We start from the raw sequence: 17,398 nt of genomic DNA on the forward strand, positions 1-17,398 counted from the left end.
TGGTCTCACCCGCCGATCGCAAGTTGATAGGCGGAGGTCAGGGCCTCGACCGAGGCGGCGGTGTAATCCAGCACCAGACCGGGCTGCACGCCCAGCCACAGGGTGCCGATGATCAGCGGCGCGAAGATCAGCAGCTCGCGCCTGTCGACGTCTGTGATGGCCTTCATCGCCGGATTGGTGATCTCGCCGAACATGACGTTGCGGTACAGCGTCAGGGCGTAGACCGCCGAGAAGATCACGCCCGAGGCCGCGAACAGCGCCGTCCAGGTCGAGACGCCGTAGACGCCCGTCATGGTCAGGATCTCGCCGATGAAGCCACTGGTGCCCGGCAGGCCGACATTGGCCATGGTGAACAGCAGGAAGATGGCCGCGAACCACGGCATCCGCGCGGTCAGGCCGCCGTACAGGGCGATCTCGCGGGTGTGCATCCGGTCATAGACCACGCCGACGCAGAGGAAGAGCGCGCCCGAGATCAGGCCGTGGCTCAGCATCTGGAACACCGCCCCCTGCACGCCCAGGGCGTTGCCGGCGAAGATGCCCATGGTCACGAAGCCCATGTGCGCCACCGACGAATAGGCGATCAGCTTCTTCATGTCCGTCTGCCGGAAGGCGACCAGCGAGGTGTAGACGATGGCGACGGCCGACAGCACGAACACCAGCGGCGCGAACATCCTCGACGCGTCCGGGAACATCGGCAGGTTGAACAGGATGAAGCCGTAGCCGCCCAGCTTCAGCAGGATGCCGGCCAGGATGACCGAGCCCGCCGTCGGCGCCTGCACGTGGGCGTCCGGAAGCCAGGTGTGGACCGGCCACATCGGCATCTTGACCGCGAACGAGGCGAAGAAGGCCAGCCACAGCAAGGGCTGCACGGTCGGACTGAAGGCGTATTCCTTGAGCGCCGGGATGCTGGTGGTGCCGGCCTCGTGGGCCATCCACAGCATGGCCAGCAGCATCAGAACCGAGCCCAGCAGGGTGTAGAGGAAGAATTTGTAGGCGGCGTAGATCCGGTTCGCCCCGCCCCACACGCCGATGATGATGAACATCGGCACCAGGGTGCCTTCGAAGAAGATGTAGAACAGGAACAGGTCCAGCGCGGTGAACACCCCGATGACCAGCGTCTCCAGCACCAGGAAGGCGATCATATAGTCGACCACGCGGTCGGTGATCGTCTTCCAGCTGGCGATGATGCACAGCGGCATCAGGAAGGCCGTCAGCAGGACGAACAGGATCGAGATCCCGTCCACGCCCATGAAATACTGGGCCCCGGCGAACCACTCATAGCGTTCGGTGAACTGATAGGCGGCGCTCGACGGATCGAAGCCCGCCACCAGCACGGCCGAAACCGCCAGCGTCACGACCGTGGTCGCCAGCGCGATCCAGCGCGCGGCGCCGTCGGCCGAGCCCTTGTTGAACAGGCGGGCCAGCAGGATCAGTCCCGCGCCGACCAGCGGCAGGAAGGTGACGACGCTGAGGATGTAGGGGATCTGGGGCAAGATCAGGCTCCCCACGCATAGATGGCGAAGGCGAGGAAACCGGCCACGCCGAGCAGCATCACGAACGCATAGTGATAGACATAGCCGGACTGGATTTTCGCCAGTCGGGCCGCGGATTTCAGCGAGGCCCAGGCCGCGCCGTTCGGGCCCAGCCCGTCGATGATCTTCACGTCGCCGATCTTCCAGAACAGATCGCCGACGGCCTTGGCGCCCTTCACGAACACGGCGTCATACAGCTCGTCGAAATACCATTTGTTGTAGAGGAAGGCGTGGACGACACCGCCCCGCTCGGCCATGCGCCGGGCCATGCCTTCCTTCAGGACATAGAACCAGAAGGCGGTGAAGGTGCCGATCAGCGTCAGGATCAGCGGCGACCACTTCACCCAGGTCGGCACGGAATGGCTCTCGTGCAGAACGTGGTTGGTTTCGGCGACGAAGATCGCGCCCCGCCAGAAGTCATGTTCATGGTCGCCGATGAAGTAAGGCGCGAAGGCGAAGCCTGCGGCGACCGCTCCGATGGACAGCAGCAGCAGCGGGACCAGCATCACCCACGGGCTTTCGTGCGGATGCAGCGGACCGTGGTGGCCGTGGTCGTCGTGCGCATGATCATCGTCCGCGATCGGCTCGGAATGGGTTTCCAGCTGGGCGTGCGAGGCGTGATCGTCATGGCCGTGCGCATGATCGTCGTGATGCGCGTCCTTCCACACCGGCTTGTTGTGGAAGGTCATGAACACCAGCCGCCACGAATAGTAGGCGGTCAGGCCCGCGGCCAGAATGCCGACCATGAAGGCGAACAGCCCCATGGCGCTGTGGCCGTTGGCGAACGAGGCGAAGGCGCTCTCGATGATCGAGTCCTTGGAATAGAAGCCCGCGAAACCGCCGACGCCGGGAATGCCCAGGCCGGTGATGGCGATGGTGCCGATGGTCATCACCGCATAGGTCACTGGCAGAAGGCGCCACAGCCCGCCCATCTTCCGCATGTCCTGCTCGTGGTGCATCCCGTGGATCACCGAGCCGGCGCCGAGGAACAGCAGGGCCTTGAAGAAGGCGTGGGTGAACAGGTGGAACATGGCGGCCTGGTAGGCGCCGACGCCCGCCGCGAAGAACATGTAGCCCAGCTGCGAACAGGTCGAATAGGCGATGACCCGCTTGATGTCGTTCTGGGCCAGACCGACGGTCGCGGCGAACAGGGCCGTGATCGCGCCGACCAGGGCCACGATGGCCGAGGCGACCGGCGCATATTCGAAGATCGGGCTCAGCAGGCAGACCATGTAGACGCCGGCGGTGACCATGGTCGCCGCGTGGATCAGGGCCGACACCGGGGTCGGGCCTTCCATGGCGTCCGGCAGCCAGGTGTGCAGGAAGAACTGGGCCGACTTGCCCATGGCGCCGACGAACAGCAGGAAGGCCGCCAGATCGATCGCCGACCAGGTGTGGCCGAGGAATTCCCAGCCCGTGCCCGCCTTCGAGGCGATCATCGGGAACAGCTCGGCGAACTGGATCGTGCCGAACATCCAGAAGACGGTGAAGATGCCCAGGGCGAAGCCGAAGTCGCCGACCCGGTTGACCACGAAGGCCTTGATGGCGGCGGCGCTGGCCGTGGACTTCTTGTACCAGAAGCCGATCAGCAGATAGGACGCCAGCCCCACCCCTTCCCAGCCGAAGAACAGCTGCATGAAGTCGGCGGCGGTCACCAGCGCCAGCATGGCGAAGGTGAACAGCGACAGATAGGCGAAGAACCGCGGCTTGTCGGGGTCCTCCGACATATAGCCCCAGCTGTAGAGGTGGACGAGCGACGACACCGTCGTCACCACCACCAGCATGACAGCCGAAAGGGCGTCGACGCGGATCGACCAGACCGACTGGAAGTCGCCCACATTGATGAACGGGAACAGCTCGACCGTGAAGGCCTCGAGGCCACCCCAGGTCCACTGGCTGAACACGATCCAGGCGACCGCGCACGAGAAGAACAGCAGGCCCGTGGTGACCGACTTGGAAATCAGGTCGCCGAGCCGGCGGCCCGACAGGCCGACGATGGCCGCGCCGAGCAGAGGGGCGAAGACGCCGAGGGTGACGAGGGTCTCGAGATTCACGGTCAGCCCTTCATCACGCTGGCGTCGTCAACCGCGATGTCGCCGCGGTTGCGGAAGAAGGTCACCAGAATGGCCAGACCCACGGCGGCCTCGGCGGCCGCGACGGTCAGGACGAACATGGCCATGATCTGCCCCTGCACGTCGTTGAGGTAGGCCGAGAAGGCGACGAAATTGATGTTCACGGCCAGCAGGATCAGCTCGATCGACATCAGGATGATGATGACGTTCTTGCGGTTCACGAAGATGCCGAAGACACCGATGGTGAACAGGATGGCGGCGACCGCCAGATAGTGCTGCAGGGTGACGACCATCAGACCAGATCCTCGGGGGTGACGCCGGCGCCGGTAGTGACCGACTTCACTTCCATCGCCGTCTTCGCGTCGCGGCCGACCTGACGGGCGACGTTCTGACGCTTGATGTTGGGCTTGTGGCGCAGGGTCAGGACGATGGCCCCGATCATGGCGATCAGAAGCACGATCCCCGCAGCCTGGAAGATGTAGACATAGTCCGTGTACAGAACCCGGCCGATGCTCTCGACGTTGGACATCTCGGCCGTCGCCGCGACGGGCCCGATGGCGTCGGCCGCCGCGCCGCCGCTGACCACGGTCAGGGAGATGATGATCATCTCGGCCAGAAGTATGCCCGCCACGATCATCGCCAGCGGCAGATAGCGGGCATAGCCCTCGCGCAACTTCACGAAGTCGACGTCCAGCATCATGACGACGAACAGGAACAGCACCGCCACCGCGCCGACGTAGACGACGACCAGCAGCATGGCCAGGAACTCGGCCCCCAGCAGGACGAACAGCCCCGCCGACGAGAAGAAGGCCAGGATCAGCCACAGCACGCTGTGCACGGGGTTCTTCGCCGTCACGACCATCAGGCCGCCCAGCACGGCCACAGCCGACAGAAGATAGAAGGCCAGGCCTTGCAAGAGCATCGCGCGATCGGCTCCTCACGCTTTGCCGGCGAGCGAGGCGGCGGCCAGCGGATGGTTCAGACAAAAACCCGAAACCCGGCGCGCGAATCCCGCCCGGAAAGCCTCGGAAAGCGCGCGACTTCTAACCGCCGCGCGGGGCTTTGCAAAGACCGAATGCGACGGCCGGCGGCCGCTTGTTCCCGTCTTGCCGGAGCGGGGCGACGGGCCCAGTTTGGCGGGGAACCGGGACGACCGTCATGAGCGAAGAGCAGGACTACCTTCTGGGCACCCACGACGCCGAGGTCGAACGCCTCGGCCTGCAGCACCGCGTCTGGCGGCCGCGCGTGCTCGACGCCTGGCGCCGGGCCGGAATCACCGTCGGTTCGACGGTTGTCGACGCGGGCGCGGGACCCGGTTGGGCCAGTCTGGATCTGGCCGGGATCGTCGGCCCCACGGGCCGCGTCCACGCCCTTGAGCGATCGGCCCGGTTCGTCGATGTGCTGGACCGTGCGGCCGGGGCGCGGGGGCTGCTGAACATCGCCGCCGAAACGGTGGATCTGGTCACCGACCCCCTGCCCGTCGCCGGCGCCGACGCCTTCTGGGTCCGCTGGGTGCTGGCCTTCGTCAGCGATCCCGCCGCCGTGCTGAAAAAGCTGCGCGCCACGCTTCGCCCCGGCGGCGTCGCTGTGATCCACGAATATCTGGACTACGGGACGTTCTCGATCCTGCCCGACAATCCGGCGGTCGAGGACTTCAAACAGCTGGTCGTCGAGGACTGGCGCGCCTCGGGCGGCGAGCCCGACATCGGTCGCGCCCTGCCCGCCCTGCTGCCCGCCACGGGTTTCCGCATCCGGTCGATACAGCCCATCGTCGAGACCGTGCGAAAGAACGACCTGGTCTGGCAATGGCCGGCCACCTGGGCCCGCAACTATCCGCTGTTCCTGCTCGAATCCGGCAAGGTCGATCGGGCCTGGTGCGACCGCGTGATCGCCGCCTTCGACGCCGCCGACGCCGATCCCGACGCGGTGATGATCACGCCGATGGTCGTGGAGATCATCGCCGAGAAGGTGTGAGGCGTCGCCCGATCCCCCTCCCCGTCATCCTCCCGAGGATGACGGCGCTGGATGGTCACCGGTAGGGCGCGTCGAGCTCGAGGTTCTTCGCGATCAGCCGTTCCCAGCGGTCGCCGTTGGCCAGCAGCCGGTCCTTGTCATAGAGCAGCTCCTCGCGGGTCTCGGTCGTGAACTCCGAGTTCGGACCTTCCACGATGGCGTCGACCGGGCAGGCTTCCTGACACAGGCCGCAGTAGATGCATTTGACCATGTCGATGTCGTAGCGGGTCGTGCGGCGGCTGCCGTCGGCGCGCGGCTCGGACTCGATGGTGATGGCCTGGGCGGGGCAGATGGCCTCGCACAGCTTGCAGGCGATGCAGCGTTCCTCGCCGTTCGCATAGCGGCGCAGGGCGTGCTCGCCCCGGAACCGCGGCGACTGCGGGTTGCGCTCGAACGGATAGTTCACCGTGGCCTTGGGGCGGGCCATGTATTTGAACGACAGGCCGATCGCCCCGATGGCGTCGATCAGAAGCGCGCCCTTCGCGGCCTGGACGAGACGGTTCAACATTACTGGCTGGCTCCGGAAACGCCGCGGCAAAGCTCTTCCTTGCGCGGGTCGTCGTCCTTGGTGATACGGCACAGGCGTTCGCGTTCGGCCTGCTGGCGCTGGATCTGCTCCTGCCGCCGTTCCCACTGATAGACCGACACGGGGTCGGGCTCATAGGTCGGGATGGTGCAGGCGCCGGCCGTCGCGGCCAGCAGCACGAGGGTCAGGATCCGGATCATGCGCCCACCGCGAACACGCGCCAGGCGGCGACCACGACGACGCAGACCAGCGAGGTCGGCAGGAAGATCTTCCAGCCCAGTCGCATCAACTGGTCGTAGCGGTAACGGGGCACGAAGGCCTTCACCAGCGCGATCATGAAGAAGGCCACGACGATCTTGCCCAGGAAGGTGACCAGATAGATCGCCTGCTCCAGCCAGCCCGGCAGGGCGTCCAGCCAGTCCTGGGGCACGCCCGGGTTCCAGCCGCCGAAGAACAGCAGGCTGATCATGGCGCACATGAAGACGATGTTGGCGTATTCGCCGATCATGAACAGCAGGTACGGCGTCGACGAGTATTCGACCTGATAGCCGGCCACCAGTTCCGACTCCGCCTCGGGCAGGTCGAACGGCGGGCGATTGGTCTCGGCCAGGGCCGAGACGAAGAAGATCACCGCCATGGGGATCATCACCACGATGGTCGGCCAGGTGTCGGCTCCGCCGCCGAAGGCGAACCAGTTCCAGAACATGCCCTGCTGCTGCGTCACGATCGAGGTCAGGTTCATCGAGCCGGCCAGCAGGATGACGTTGATGATCACCAGGCCGATGGAGACCTCGTACGACACCATCTGCGCCGCGCTGCGCAGGGAGCCCAGGAACGGATACTTCGAGTTCGAAGCCCAGCCGCCCATGATGATGCCGTACACGCCGAGGCTCGATATGGCGAAGATGTACAGGATGCCGACGTTCAGGTCCGAGATCACCCAGCCCGGCGCGAACGGAATGGCCGCCCAGGCGATGAAGGCCAGGATGAAGGTCAGCAGCGGCGCCAGCAGGAACACCACCTTGTCGGCGCCCGCCGGCACGATGATTTCCTTGAGCACGAATTTGAAGAAGTCGGCGAACGACTGCAGCAGGCCGAAGGGGCCCACGACGTTCGGGCCTTTGCGCATCTGCACGCCCGCCCAGATCTTCCGGTCGGCCAGCAGTAGGAAGGCCAGCGAGATCAGGATGCCGACGGTCACTAGCAGGATGCCGCCTGCGGTGATCAGCAGCCAGCCGACCGGGCTGGTCCAGAACGACGGCGGGATCAGGCTCCACAGCCAGACGGCCGCGAAGGCCAGCCCGACGGCCACGGCCAGGCCGACGACCGTCAGGAAGATCGCGGCCAGCGGGTTCGAACGATGGGGTACGACGTCGGTCATCGTTTACTCCGCCGCCATGGCGACCGGGGCGATCCGCAGGGCGGACAGCTCGGCCATGGTCACGCTGGCGCGCGTGATCGGGTTGTTCAGATAGGGGTCGCGAACCGACGAGGTGAAGGCGACGTCGCCCATATCGCCCTTCCTGCCCAGCGAGCCCGTGTCGAACGAGGCGGCGGCCGGCAGATAGTCGATGCGGCCGAAGGTCGGATGATCCGCCATCAGCTTCGCGCGCAGGGCGTCCAGGGTGTCGTACGGCAGGGTCTGGCCCACGCGCGCCGACAGCGCCCGCAGGATGGCCCAGTCTTCCTTCGCCTGCCCCTTGGGGAAGACGACGCGTTCGGCCAGCTGCACCCGGCCCTCGGTGTTCACATACAGGCCCGACTTCTCGGTATAGGCGGCCCCCGGCAGGATCACGTCCGCGCCATGCGCGCCGCGGTCGCCGTGGCTGCCCAGATAGACGCGGAAGGCGTCCGAACCCGTCGGATCGACCTCGTCGGCGCCCAGCAGGAACAGCACGTCCAGCGCGCCCGGCTTGAGCATCTCGCCCGCCGTCTTGCCGCCCTCCGCAGGCACGAAGCCCATGTCCAGACCGGCGACGCGCGAGGCCGCCGTGTGCAGCACGTTGAAGCCGTTCCAGCCATCAGCAACCGCGCCGACCTTCTTCGCCAGCGCGCCCACGGCGTTCAGCACGGCCGGGCCGTTGGCCCCCGTCAGCGCGCTGCCGCCGACGATGATCGCCGGCCGCTCGGCCCGGGTCAGGGCGTCCATCGCGCCCTTGGGCAGCTTCGACAGCGTCTTCGAACCCGCGCCGAGGTAGCTGTATTCATAGGTCAGATCGGCCTGCTCGCCGATCAGTCCGATCTCGGCCTTGCCGGCCAGCCAGCTCTTGCGCAGGCGGGCGTTCAGCAGCGGCGCCTCGGTGCGCGGATTGGCGCCGACGATCAGCACGGCGTCGGCGTTCTCGACCCCGGCCAGACCCGAGTTGAACAGCCAGCTCTCGCGCGGCCCGTATCCCAGCGCCGATCCGTCCTGACGGCAGTCGGTATTGGCCGACCCCAGGGCGCGGAACAGGTCCAGCGCCGCCTTCATCGATTCCGCGTCCTGCAGGTCACCGGCGATGACGCCGATCCGGTCCGCGGCGGCGGCCTTCAGCTTCTCCGCCACGGCGTTCAGCGCCTCATCCCAGGTCGCGGCGCGCAGCCGGCCGTTCTCGCGAACGTAAGGCTGATCCAGACGCTGGCGCTGCAGGCCGTCGACGGCGTAGCGGCTGACGTCGGACAGCCACTCCTCGTTGATGCCCTCGTTGACACGCGGCAGGATGCGCATCACCTCGGCGCCCTTGGAATCGGCGCGGATGTTCGAACCCAGGGCGTCCATGACGTCGATGGTCTCGGTCTTCTTCAGCTCCCACGGGCGGTAGTGGTACTGCCACGGCCGGTGGGTCAGGGCGCCGACCGGGCACAGGTCGTTGACGTTGCCCGACAGTTCGCTGTCGATGTTCTTCTCGAGATAGGTGGTGATCTCGGCGTCCTCACCGCGCGAGATCATGCCGATGTCCGGCACGCCGGCCACCTCGGTGATGAAGCGGACGCAGCGCGTGCACTGGATGCACCGCGTCATGAACGTCTTCACGGTCGGACCCATGTTCTTTTCTTCGACCGCGCGCTTGTTCTCGGCGTAGCGCGAGCCGTCGCGGCCATAGCCCATGGCCTGGTCCTGCAGGTCGCACTCGCCGCCCTGGTCGCAGATCGGGCAGTCCAGCGGGTGGTTGATGAGCAGGAACTCCATCACCCCTTCGCGCGCCTTCTTGACCATCGGCGTGTCGGTGAAGATTTCCTGGCCCTCGGCGGCCGGCAGGGCGCACGAAGCCTGCGGCTTCGGCGGTCCGGGCTTCACCTCGACGAGGCACATGCGGCAGTTGCCGGCGATCGACAGCCGCTCGTGATAGCAGAAGCGCGGAATCTCGTGCCCGGCGCGCTCGGCGACCTGCAGCACGGTCATGCCGGGCTCGAACTCGGTTTCTACGCCGTTGACCTTGGCGACGGGCATCAGCGGGCCTCTTGCTCAGCAGCCACGGAATAGGTTTCCGTGGCGGTCGTCCCATCCGGGAGCTTTGTACTAATCATGATCTTGTCGCCGCCATGCAGCATGTAGCGGGTCACGGGATCAGTGGACTGGTTCATCCAGCGGTCCTGTTCGGGATTATTCGCCTCGACCGGCTTCCAGGTGATCAGATCGTCCTCGACCCGACACTGAGCCCGGCGGCGTCCGCCGTCGACCGGCGCGCGCCATGAGGCGTTGACGACCTGGCCTTCCAGCCCGTCGATCTCGATGGCCGACAGGTCCTGTCCGTGAATGGCGGCCAGACCGGCCTTGCAGACCCGGCGCAGATTGGCGGCGGTCAGCACCACCGGCACGCTGGCCTCGGCGTCCGACGCCGGGTTCACCGCCGAGACCTTCTCCGCCGGCGTCGGGGCGGGCGCGTTGGCGCGCTCGCCGCAGGCGGCCAGTGCGAGGGTCAAACCCATCAGGAGCGGCGGGGCGCGCATCATTGGCCGCACGCTCCCTCGCGCACGCAGCCTTCGAGGATCGTCTTCCAGCGCGTATAGCCCGGCGGCGTCAGGTGAAGATCGTCTTGGGTCACCGCCGGGTCGAGCCGGTCGCCGCCCGACAGGAAGGCTGTGTGGATGTCGATCCAGCCGGCGCCGTTCGCGCGCGCGGCCTGCTCGAGCCGGGCGTTCAGGTCGCGGATGCGGCCGTCGAACTCGGGCTGGCGCGGCAGGACGCTCTCGACCACGATCTGCGTCTGCGGCAGGGCGGTCTTCCACAGGGCCAACACCTGGCCGACGTTGGCCGCGATGGTCTCGGGCGTGTAACCGTTGGCCAGATCATTGGTGCCGATCATCAGGATGATGCGGGCCGGCCGCGCGGCCGTGACCTGCCCGGCCCGGGCCAGCACGCCGTCGGAACGGTCTCCGCCTATGCCGTAGTTGCGCACCGCCACGCCCGGGAACAGGGCCGCCCAGTCGCCGCCCTCGGTGATGCTGTCGCCGACGAAGGCGACGCCCGTCCCGCCCAGCGGCGCATAGCCGGCGAACAGAGCGGTCCGCTCGCGATAGTGGCCGATCAGCCAAGGGTCCGTATAGACCGCGGGCGGCGTGACGGCGGCCGTCTGCCGCGACCCGACCACGACCGTGTCCGGCCTGACGCCTGCCCATGCGGACGCCGGGGCGCCGGACAGAAGTCCAGCTCCGATCAGCAGTCCCGCGAGGATGGCGCGCATCGAACCCAAGGCCCTACTCCGCCGCGATCGCGTGGCCGGCGAAGTTCGCGCGGCGGCTGCGGTACTGCGAGATCCGCTCCTCGATCTCGTGACGGAAATGCCGGATCAGGCCCTGCACCGGCCAGGCAGCGGCGTCGCCGAGCGCGCAGATGGTGTGGCCCTCGATCTGGGTCGAGACTTCCAGCAGCATGTCGATCTCGGACGGATCGGCCTCGCCGACGGCCATCCGCTCCAGCACGCGCCACATCCAGCCCGTGCCCTCGCGGCAGGGCGTGCACTGGCCGCAGCTCTCATGCTTGTAGAAATAGCTGATGCGGGCGATGGCGCGGACCAGATCGGTCGACTGGTCCATGACGATCACGGCCGCCGTGCCGAGGCCCGAGCGCATGTCGCGCAGGCTGTCGAAATCCATCAGCGCCGTCTCGGACATCTCGCGCGTGATCAGCGGCACGGACGAGCCGCCGGGGATCACGGCCTTCAGATTGTCCCAGCCGCCGCGCACGCCGCCGCAGTGCTCTTCCAGCAGCTGCTTCAGCGGGATCGACATCGCCTCCTCGACATTGCACGGCCGGTTCACATGGCCGCTGATGGTCATCAGCTTGGTGCCGGTGTTGTTCGGACGGCCGAAGCCCGCGAACCATTCGGCCCCGCGGCGCAGGATGGTGCCCACCACCGCGATCGACTCGACGTTGTTCACCGTGGTCGGGCAGCCGTACAGGCCGGCCCCGGCCGGGAATGGCGGCTTCAGCCGCGGCTGGCCCTTCTTGCCCTCCAGGCTCTCCAGCAGGGCCGTCTCTTCGCCGCAGATATAGGCCCCGGCGCCATGGTGGATGTAGACGTCGAAGTCCCAGCCGTGAACGTTGTTCTTGCCGATCAGCTTCGCCTCATAGGCCTGCCTGACCGCCGCCTCCATGCGCTCGCGTTCCAGCACATATTCGCCGCGCAGATAGATGTAGCAGGCGTGGGCCTGCATGGCGAAGCTGGCGATCAGGCAGCCTTCGATCAGCAGCTGCGGATCGTGGCGCATGATCTCCCGGTCCTTGGCGGTCCCGGGTTCGGATTCGTCGGCGTTGACGACCAGATAGTGCGGCCGGTCCTTCACCTCCTTGGGCATGAAGGACCACTTCAGACCGGTCGAGAATCCGGCCCCGCCGCGTCCGCGCAGGCCCGAGTTCTTGACGTTGGTGATGATCCAGTCCCGACCGAGGTCGAGCATGTCCCTGGTCGCGTTCCACGCGCCGCGCTTCCTCGCCCCTTCGAGGCCCCAGTCCTGGAGCCCGTACAGGTTGGTGAAGATGCGATCCTTGTCTTCGAGGATTCCGACCATGATTCAGTCCATCTCCGCCATGCGGCGGCGGTGATAACGAGTGCGCATGAAGATCGCGCCCAGCATCAGGGCCCAGCCGGTGGCCAGGGCGCCGTAACCGATCCACTGCAGGACGGGACCGGCGCCGCCCGCGACGCCGGAGCCCCAGACCGCGATGGCGCCGATGATGACGAGGGCGAACCCGGCCAGCCGCTGGTTGCGGCCGACCGCGCGCAGTTCGGCGCGGTATTCGGCCACCTTGGCGTCGTCGGTCAGATCGGGGCGCGTCATGCGACCACCGGATCGCTGTTGGGGAGCTTGCTGATCGGCTGGGCGGCCGAGCCGTCATACAGTTTCGGATCGGTCAGGGTCAGCGCCCCGCCTTCCGGCTCCGAGCTGGCGCGGCCGACGCGCGAGCCGGGCTTTGGCTTCTTGCCCGCGGCGAAGTCGTCGATGACCTTTGCCATGGTCTCGGCGGTCAGGTCTTCGAAATAGTAGTCGTTGATCTGGGCCATCGGCGCATTGGCGCAGGCGCCAAGGCATTCGACCTCCTGCCAGGTGAAGCGGCCGTCGGCGCTCAGCGTGTCCTTGGGGCCGATCTTCTTCTTGCAGACGTCCATCAGCTCGCCCGCGCCGCGCAGCATGCAGGGCGTGGTGCCGCAGACCTGGATCAGGGCGGCCGAACCGACCGGTTCAAGCATGAACATCGTGTAGAAGGTCGCCACCTCCAGCACCCGGATGAAGGGCATTCCCAGCAGCTGGCCGATGGCGCGGATGGCGGGCTCGGAGACCCAGCCTTCCTGCTTCTGGACCAGCCACAGGATCGGGATCACCGCCGACTGACGGCGGTTCTCGGGATATTTGGCGATCCACCAGTCGGCCTTGGCCTTCGTCGCCTTCGAGAAGGCGAACGAGGCGGGCTGTTCCTTGGCGAGACGACGAACGCTCATCAGACTTCCATTTCAGAGGCGACGACGCCGTCGCCCATCATCTTCTTGCGCACGGTCAGCACCTTGTGCGCGCCCTGGCGGCTGAGCAGGAAGTTGTGCTTCCACACATCCCCGCCGCTGTCGGTCACGGTGTAGCCGACCACCGTCCAGCCCTGCCGGACCAGATCGCTCAACGGTTTGTCGCTCATCGGGCGCTCCCCATCCAGCGGCCCAGACGCTCGCTCCACACGGCGCGTCCCGCGTCGCGCAGGTCGCGCGACAGCCAGGCCATCGGCGGCAGGAACCGCACGGCCATCTGGCCGGCGAAGATCGCGCCGCTCATCCACACCACCGAGCGCAGATTGGCTTCCCAGAAGCCCCTGCCCTCTTCCAGATAGCCCAGCCGGTACGCCCCGCGCACAAGCGTAATCCCCGCCAGACCCGGCGCCGCCGCGACCGCGCTGGCCAGGGCGAATTTCAGCCCGCCCATGATCGCGCGCCGCTTCGGCGAAAACGCCGCCTGCACCGCGACGGCGAACGTCAGCAGCGCGGCGAACCAGATCGCCTGCGTGGTGGTGAAAACCGGATCGACGGCGAAGGCGCTCACTGGGCGGCCTCCGGCGCCGGCGTGCGCGTGAACGGCAGATAGTCGGCCCGGGTGATCAGGCAGTTCTGTACGCGATAGATGACGACGCCTTGGGCCGATCCGCGCGGGGTCGAAACCAGTTCATCGTCGACGACATATTCGCCCGAGACGATCCGGGTCTGGATGGCGACTTCCCCGGGACCGGCTGCGAAAGCCTCGGCATAGCGCGCCTGAATGGCCTCGCGGCCGTTGACCGTCACCACGCCCGGATGATCGGTCATCACCGCGTCGGCCGCATAGTGGACCGCGAACGCTTCCGCATCCCGCGCGCGCCATGCGCCGAGCTGCTGGTCGACGACCATGGCCGGATCGCAGTCGAACATCACCGGTCCACTTCCCCGAACACGATGTCCAGCGAGCCCAGGATGGCCGAAACGTCCGCCAGCATGTGGCCGCGGTTCATCCAGTCCATGGCCTGCAGCGAGCGGAAGCCCGGGGCCGAGATCTTGACCCGGTACGGCTTGTTGGTGCCGTCCGAGACCAGATAGATGCCGAACTCGCCCTTGGGCGCCTCGACCGAGGCGTAGACCTCGCCCTCCGGCGTGCGGAAGCCTTCGGTGTAGAGTTTGAAGTGGTGGATCAGCGCTTCCATCGAGCGCTTCATCTCGCCGCGCTTGGGCGGGACGACCTTGTTGTCCTCGGTCATCACCGGCTCGCCCGGGCAGTTGCGCAGTTTATGGATGCACTGCTCCATGATGCGCACCGACTGCTTCATCTCCTCGATGCGGCACAGGTAGCGGTCCCAGCAGTCGCCGTTCTTGCCCACGGCGATGTCGAACTCGAGGTCGGCGTAGCATTCGTACGGCTGCGACTTGCGCAGGTCCCACGGAATGTCCGAACCGCGCAGCATCACGCCGGTGAAGCCCCAGTCCAGCGCCTGCTGTTTCGACACAACGCCGATGTCGACGTTGCGCTGTTTGAAGATGCGGTTCTCGGTGACCAGGGACTCAATGTCCTTCAGCGCCGCCGGGAACTCCAGGCACCAGCGGCCGATGTCGTCGATCAGCGCCGGGGGGAGGTCCTGATGGACGCCGCCGGGCCGGAAATAGTTGGCGTGCAGACGGGCGCCCGAGGCGCGCTCGTAGAACACCATCAGCTTCTCGCGTTCCTCGAAGCCCCACAGCGGCGGCGTCAGGGCGCCGACGTCCATGGCCTGGGTCGTCACGTTCAGCAGGTGCGACAGGATGCGGCCGATTTCCGAATACAGCACCCGGATCAGCTGGGCCCGGTAAGGCACCTCGACGCCCAGCAGCTTCTCGATCGCCAGGCAGAAGGCGTGCTCCTGGTTCATCGGCGCGACATAGTCGAGGCGGTCCAGATACGGCACGTTCTGCAGATAGGTCCGCGCCTCCATCAGCTTCTCGGTACCGCGGTGCAGCAGGCCGATGTGCGGATCGACGCGGGTCACCAGTTCGCCGTCCAGTTCCAGCACCAGACGCAGCACGCCGTGGGCGGCCGGGTGCTGGGGCCCGAAATTGATCGTGAATTTGCGGTCGTCCAGCGCCCGGGCGTGGTCGGTCAGGCCGTCGTTGAAGACGTCGGTGGCGCCGATCGGCAGGGGCGTGTTGTGTCCGTCAGCCATCAGGCCTTGCTCCCCGCCAACCCTTGCGCCTTCTCGTCGCCCGGCAGGATGTCGAGCGGATATTCCGCGCCCTCCCACGGCGACAGGAAGTCGAACTGCCGGAACTCCTGGGTCAGTTTGACGGGCTCATAGACCACCCGTTTCTGCTCCTCGTCGTACCGGACCTCGACATAGCCGGTCATGGGGAAGTCCTTGCGCAGCGGATGCCCCTGGAAGCCGTAGTCGGTCAGCAGCCGGCGCAGGTCGGGATGGCCCTCGAACAGGATGCCGTACATGTCGAACGCCTCGCGTTCGAACCAGTCGGCGCAGGGGAAGACGCCCACGGCGCTGGGCACGGGCTGGACCTCGTCGGTCGTCAGCTTGACCCGCACCCGCGCGTTCCGCGTCATCGACAGCAGGTGATAGACCACCTCGAACCGCTCGGCGCGATCCGGGAAGTCGACCCCGCACAGGTCCAGCAGCTGCTGGAAGCCGAACCGCTCCTTCAGCGCCGTCAGCACCTCGATGATGCCGCCGCGGTCCGTGATCAGCGTCAGTTCGCCGAACGCGACCTGGGCCTCGACGCCCAGCGCCCCGACCATCTCCGCGCCCAGCGGCGTCAGGGCGGTCTCCATCTCTTCCATACGGGCGAGCGCGTTCATCGGTCGATCGTCCCCGTCCGCCGGATCTTCTTCTGCAGCTGCAGCAGCCCGTACAGCAGCGCCTCCGCCGTCGGCGGGCAGCCCGGTACATAGACGTCCACAGGTACAACGCGGTCGCAACCGCGAACAACACTGTAACTATAGTGATAATACCCGCCGCCGTTGGCGCACGAACCCATCGACAACACGTAACGTGGATCCGGCATCTGGTCGTATACTTTACGAAGCGCGGGAGCCATCTTGTTCGTCAGGGTGCCGGCCACGATCATCAGGTCGGACTGGCGCGGGCTGGCGCGCGGGGCCATGCCGAACCGCTCCATGTCGAAGCGTGGCATCGAGGCCTGCATCATCTCCACGGCGCAGCAGGCCAGACCGAAGGTCATCCACATCAGCGAGCCGGTGCGGGCCCAGTTGATGACATCGTCCAGCGAGGTGGTGATGAAGCCGCGCTCGCCCAATTCGGCGTTCACGGCCTCGAAGAATTTGTCGTGGATGGCCGGGTCATAGCCCTCGACCATCGTGCGGCCGCCCTGACCGAAGGCCAGCGGCGACGCCCCCGGCGCCACCGGCGAACTGCCCTGGTTGCCCACGCCGATCAGCGGGACGGTGTTCGTGGTCGTCACTCCCATTCGAGCGCGCCCTTCTTCCATTCGTAGATGAAGCCGACGGTCAGCACGCCCAGGAAGACCATCATCGACCAGAAGGCGAACACCATGCCCGCGCGCGACAGGTCGAACATCGACACCGCCCAGGGGAACAGGAAGGCCACTTCCAGGTCAAAGATGATGAAGAGGATCGACACCAGATAGAACCGGACGTCGAACTTCATCCGCGCGTCGTCGAACGCGTTGAAGCCGCACTCATAGGCCGACAGCTTCTCGCTGTCGGGATTCTTCGGGGCCAGGACCCAGGCCGCCAGCATGAAGCCGAGGCCGAGAACCGCCGCGATTCCGAGAAAGATCACGATCGGCAGGTATTGGAGCAGGAATGCATTCATCCGGGGGGACCTCGTCCGCCTTCAAAGGGAGGGGCGGATTCGGCGCTTTCTAGCCCCGGAACCACGCCCGTTCAAACCCCCGTTCAAACCCATGTGACGAAAGGTTTTTCTTGAGAACGGTTCGCAGATTATTCCACACTTCCAGCGTCGGCCTGAACGGCGTCGCCGCCGGGGAAAAACTCTCGAAAAGCCCGCTTTCGTCGCTTGACAGTGCGAGCCGCCCCCGCCTAAACGACGCCCCTCGCCGCGACGCACCTTTCAGCGCCGCGGCCGGGATACGCGGGTGTAGCTCAGTTGGTTAGAGTGCCGGCCTGTCACGCCGGAGGTCGCGGGTTCGAGTCCCGTCACTCGCGCCACTTCTCCTGAACGGAGAGGTGGCGCGGATCCCCGCCCCCCAAAAATCCTCACAAGCCTGCACACGCAGCGACCTTACCGCGGTTTCATTCCCGCGCCTCAGTCTTGCCTTTTTCCGCTACAAACGTAACACTAC

General features: G+C 66.5%; 21 protein-coding genes and 1 tRNA gene. 2 read left to right on the forward strand and 20 right to left on the reverse strand.

Annotated features, from left to right (window positions below):
* Positions 1 to 5: 5 nt before the first annotated feature.
* Genes BrevBR_RS00325 through BrevBR_RS00340 form a run of 4 tightly spaced genes read right to left on the reverse strand, consistent with a single transcriptional unit; the run spans position 6 to position 4,526 of the window.
* A complete protein-coding gene (locus tag BrevBR_RS00325) occupies positions 6 to 1,484 on the reverse strand; it encodes an NADH-quinone oxidoreductase subunit M (RefSeq protein ID WP_340000746.1) in 1,479 nt (492 codons plus the stop codon).
* An 11-nt stretch (positions 1,485 to 1,495) separates the two neighbouring features.
* Positions 1,496 to 3,586, reverse strand: a complete 2,091-nt coding sequence (gene nuoL, locus BrevBR_RS00330) for an NADH-quinone oxidoreductase subunit L (protein WP_339999589.1) — start codon at positions 3,584 to 3,586, stop codon at positions 1,496 to 1,498.
* Positions 3,587 to 3,588: 2 nt separating this feature from the next.
* Positions 3,589 to 3,897 (reverse strand): NADH-quinone oxidoreductase subunit NuoK, encoded by a 309-nt coding sequence (gene nuoK, locus BrevBR_RS00335; protein ID WP_325740676.1) that lies wholly within the window; start codon positions 3,895 to 3,897, stop codon positions 3,589 to 3,591.
* Positions 3,897 to 4,526: an NADH-quinone oxidoreductase subunit J gene (locus tag BrevBR_RS00340; protein WP_332639557.1), complete on the reverse strand. Its 630-nt coding sequence runs from the start codon at positions 4,524 to 4,526 to the stop codon at positions 3,897 to 3,899. The genes nuoK and BrevBR_RS00340 overlap by 1 nt, the downstream gene beginning before the upstream one ends.
* A gap of 236 nt (positions 4,527 to 4,762) precedes the next feature.
* Between BrevBR_RS00340 and BrevBR_RS00345 the strand changes: the two genes are divergently transcribed.
* A complete protein-coding gene (locus BrevBR_RS00345; RefSeq protein ID WP_339999590.1) occupies positions 4,763 to 5,578 on the forward strand; it encodes a methyltransferase domain-containing protein in 816 nt (271 codons plus the stop codon).
* A gap of 55 nt (positions 5,579 to 5,633) precedes the next feature.
* Here the strand turns inward: BrevBR_RS00345 and nuoI are convergent, their stop codons facing one another.
* Genes nuoI through BrevBR_RS00425 form a run of 16 tightly spaced genes read right to left on the reverse strand, consistent with a single transcriptional unit; the run spans position 5,634 to position 16,908 of the window.
* A complete protein-coding gene (gene nuoI / locus BrevBR_RS00350; protein WP_055829299.1) occupies positions 5,634 to 6,125 on the reverse strand; it encodes an NADH-quinone oxidoreductase subunit NuoI in 492 nt (163 codons plus the stop codon).
* Positions 6,125 to 6,343 (reverse strand): hypothetical protein, encoded by a 219-nt coding sequence (locus BrevBR_RS00355; RefSeq protein ID WP_332639555.1) that lies wholly within the window; start codon positions 6,341 to 6,343, stop codon positions 6,125 to 6,127. The genes nuoI and BrevBR_RS00355 overlap by 1 nt, the downstream gene beginning before the upstream one ends.
* Complete coding sequence (nuoH, locus tag BrevBR_RS00360; protein WP_339999591.1) at positions 6,340 to 7,524, reverse strand: NADH-quinone oxidoreductase subunit NuoH; 1,185 nt, start codon at positions 7,522 to 7,524, stop codon at positions 6,340 to 6,342. The genes BrevBR_RS00355 and nuoH overlap by 4 nt, the downstream gene beginning before the upstream one ends.
* Positions 7,525 to 7,527: 3 nt before the next feature.
* Positions 7,528 to 9,573, reverse strand: a complete 2,046-nt coding sequence (nuoG, locus tag BrevBR_RS00365) for an NADH-quinone oxidoreductase subunit NuoG (RefSeq protein WP_339999592.1) — start codon at positions 9,571 to 9,573, stop codon at positions 7,528 to 7,530.
* Complete coding sequence (locus tag BrevBR_RS00370; protein WP_339999593.1) at positions 9,573 to 10,076, reverse strand: hypothetical protein; 504 nt, start codon at positions 10,074 to 10,076, stop codon at positions 9,573 to 9,575. The genes nuoG and BrevBR_RS00370 overlap by 1 nt, the downstream gene beginning before the upstream one ends.
* Complete coding sequence (locus BrevBR_RS00375) at positions 10,073 to 10,807, reverse strand: GDSL-type esterase/lipase family protein (protein WP_332639618.1); 735 nt, start codon at positions 10,805 to 10,807, stop codon at positions 10,073 to 10,075. The genes BrevBR_RS00370 and BrevBR_RS00375 overlap by 4 nt, the downstream gene beginning before the upstream one ends.
* Before the next feature lie 13 nt (positions 10,808 to 10,820).
* Positions 10,821 to 12,134 (reverse strand): NADH-quinone oxidoreductase subunit NuoF, encoded by a 1,314-nt coding sequence (gene nuoF, locus BrevBR_RS00380; protein WP_332639550.1) that lies wholly within the window; start codon positions 12,132 to 12,134, stop codon positions 10,821 to 10,823.
* 3 nt (positions 12,135 to 12,137) lie between these two features.
* Entirely contained in the window at positions 12,138 to 12,404 is a 267-nt protein-coding gene (locus tag BrevBR_RS00385) for a hypothetical protein (RefSeq protein ID WP_339999594.1), read from the reverse strand.
* Positions 12,401 to 13,063, reverse strand: a complete 663-nt coding sequence (nuoE, locus tag BrevBR_RS00390) for an NADH-quinone oxidoreductase subunit NuoE (RefSeq protein WP_339999595.1) — start codon at positions 13,061 to 13,063, stop codon at positions 12,401 to 12,403. The genes BrevBR_RS00385 and nuoE overlap by 4 nt, the downstream gene beginning before the upstream one ends.
* Positions 13,063 to 13,251, reverse strand: a complete 189-nt coding sequence (locus tag BrevBR_RS00395; protein WP_332639547.1) for a hypothetical protein — start codon at positions 13,249 to 13,251, stop codon at positions 13,063 to 13,065. The genes nuoE and BrevBR_RS00395 overlap by 1 nt, the downstream gene beginning before the upstream one ends.
* On the reverse strand, positions 13,248 to 13,649 hold the full coding sequence (locus BrevBR_RS00400; RefSeq protein ID WP_339999596.1) for a hypothetical protein: 402 nt from the start codon (positions 13,647 to 13,649) through the stop codon (positions 13,248 to 13,250). The genes BrevBR_RS00395 and BrevBR_RS00400 overlap by 4 nt, the downstream gene beginning before the upstream one ends.
* On the reverse strand, positions 13,646 to 14,011 hold the full coding sequence (locus BrevBR_RS00405) for a nuclear transport factor 2 family protein (RefSeq protein ID WP_339999597.1): 366 nt from the start codon (positions 14,009 to 14,011) through the stop codon (positions 13,646 to 13,648). Before BrevBR_RS00405 ends, BrevBR_RS00400 begins: the two co-directional genes overlap by 4 nt.
* The gene (locus BrevBR_RS00410) at positions 14,011 to 15,270 is read right to left on the reverse strand and encodes an NADH-quinone oxidoreductase subunit D (protein ID WP_339999598.1); all 1,260 of its coding nucleotides are present in this window, start codon (positions 15,268 to 15,270) and stop codon (positions 14,011 to 14,013) included. The genes BrevBR_RS00405 and BrevBR_RS00410 overlap by 1 nt, the downstream gene beginning before the upstream one ends.
* Positions 15,270 to 15,884: an NADH-quinone oxidoreductase subunit C gene (locus BrevBR_RS00415; protein ID WP_340000747.1), complete on the reverse strand. Its 615-nt coding sequence runs from the start codon at positions 15,882 to 15,884 to the stop codon at positions 15,270 to 15,272. Before BrevBR_RS00415 ends, BrevBR_RS00410 begins: the two co-directional genes overlap by 1 nt.
* A gap of 23 nt (positions 15,885 to 15,907) precedes the next feature.
* Complete coding sequence (locus BrevBR_RS00420; RefSeq protein WP_339999599.1) at positions 15,908 to 16,561, reverse strand: NuoB/complex I 20 kDa subunit family protein; 654 nt, start codon at positions 16,559 to 16,561, stop codon at positions 15,908 to 15,910.
* Positions 16,531 to 16,908, reverse strand: a complete 378-nt coding sequence (locus BrevBR_RS00425; RefSeq protein ID WP_332639542.1) for an NADH-quinone oxidoreductase subunit A — start codon at positions 16,906 to 16,908, stop codon at positions 16,531 to 16,533. The genes BrevBR_RS00420 and BrevBR_RS00425 overlap by 31 nt, the downstream gene beginning before the upstream one ends.
* A 279-nt stretch (positions 16,909 to 17,187) precedes the next feature.
* On the opposite strand from BrevBR_RS00425, the gene BrevBR_RS00430 reads away from it, so the two are divergent.
* Positions 17,188 to 17,264: transfer RNA gene (locus BrevBR_RS00430), tRNA-Asp, on the forward strand.
* Positions 17,265 to 17,398: the final 134 nt, after the last annotated feature.

The organism is Brevundimonas sp. BR2-1, from assembly GCF_037626195.1.
Taxonomy (GTDB): domain Bacteria; phylum Pseudomonadota; class Alphaproteobacteria; order Caulobacterales; family Caulobacteraceae; genus Brevundimonas.

What these genes read in the sequence shown, in the direction of transcription:
- BrevBR_RS00425 (WP_332639542.1), bottom strand. Translation starts at nt 16,908, where the DNA reads ATGAATGCATTCCTGCTCCAATACCTGCCGATCGTGATCTTTCTCGGA.
- BrevBR_RS00355 (WP_332639555.1), bottom strand. Translation starts at nt 6,343, where the DNA reads ATGATCCGGATCCTGACCCTCGTGCTGCTGGCCGCGACGGCCGGCGCC.
- BrevBR_RS00410 (WP_339999598.1), bottom strand. Translation starts at nt 15,270, where the DNA reads ATGGCTGACGGACACAACACGCCCCTGCCGATCGGCGCCACCGACGTC.
- nuoK (WP_325740676.1), bottom strand. Translation starts at nt 3,897, where the DNA reads ATGGTCGTCACCCTGCAGCACTATCTGGCGGTCGCCGCCATCCTGTTC.
- BrevBR_RS00345 (WP_339999590.1), top strand. Translation starts at nt 4,763, where the DNA reads ATGAGCGAAGAGCAGGACTACCTTCTGGGCACCCACGACGCCGAGGTC.
- BrevBR_RS00395 (WP_332639547.1), bottom strand. Translation starts at nt 13,251, where the DNA reads ATGAGCGACAAACCGTTGAGCGATCTGGTCCGGCAGGGCTGGACGGTG.
- nuoE (WP_339999595.1), bottom strand. Translation starts at nt 13,063, where the DNA reads ATGAGCGTTCGTCGTCTCGCCAAGGAACAGCCCGCCTCGTTCGCCTTC.
- BrevBR_RS00385 (WP_339999594.1), bottom strand. Translation starts at nt 12,404, where the DNA reads ATGACGCGCCCCGATCTGACCGACGACGCCAAGGTGGCCGAATACCGC.
- BrevBR_RS00405 (WP_339999597.1), bottom strand. Translation starts at nt 14,011, where the DNA reads ATGTTCGACTGCGATCCGGCCATGGTCGTCGACCAGCAGCTCGGCGCA.
- BrevBR_RS00420 (WP_339999599.1), bottom strand. Translation starts at nt 16,561, where the DNA reads ATGGAAGAAGGGCGCGCTCGAATGGGAGTGACGACCACGAACACCGTC.
- nuoI (WP_055829299.1), bottom strand. Translation starts at nt 6,125, where the DNA reads ATGTTGAACCGTCTCGTCCAGGCCGCGAAGGGCGCGCTTCTGATCGAC.
- BrevBR_RS00370 (WP_339999593.1), bottom strand. Translation starts at nt 10,076, where the DNA reads ATGATGCGCGCCCCGCCGCTCCTGATGGGTTTGACCCTCGCACTGGCC.
- BrevBR_RS00415 (WP_340000747.1), bottom strand. Translation starts at nt 15,884, where the DNA reads ATGGAGACCGCCCTGACGCCGCTGGGCGCGGAGATGGTCGGGGCGCTG.
- BrevBR_RS00375 (WP_332639618.1), bottom strand. Translation starts at nt 10,807, where the DNA reads ATGCGCGCCATCCTCGCGGGACTGCTGATCGGAGCTGGACTTCTGTCC.
- BrevBR_RS00340 (WP_332639557.1), bottom strand. Translation starts at nt 4,526, where the DNA reads ATGCTCTTGCAAGGCCTGGCCTTCTATCTTCTGTCGGCTGTGGCCGTG.
- nuoF (WP_332639550.1), bottom strand. Translation starts at nt 12,134, where the DNA reads ATGGTCGGAATCCTCGAAGACAAGGATCGCATCTTCACCAACCTGTAC.
- nuoG (WP_339999592.1), bottom strand. Translation starts at nt 9,573, where the DNA reads ATGCCCGTCGCCAAGGTCAACGGCGTAGAAACCGAGTTCGAGCCCGGC.
- nuoH (WP_339999591.1), bottom strand. Translation starts at nt 7,524, where the DNA reads ATGACCGACGTCGTACCCCATCGTTCGAACCCGCTGGCCGCGATCTTC.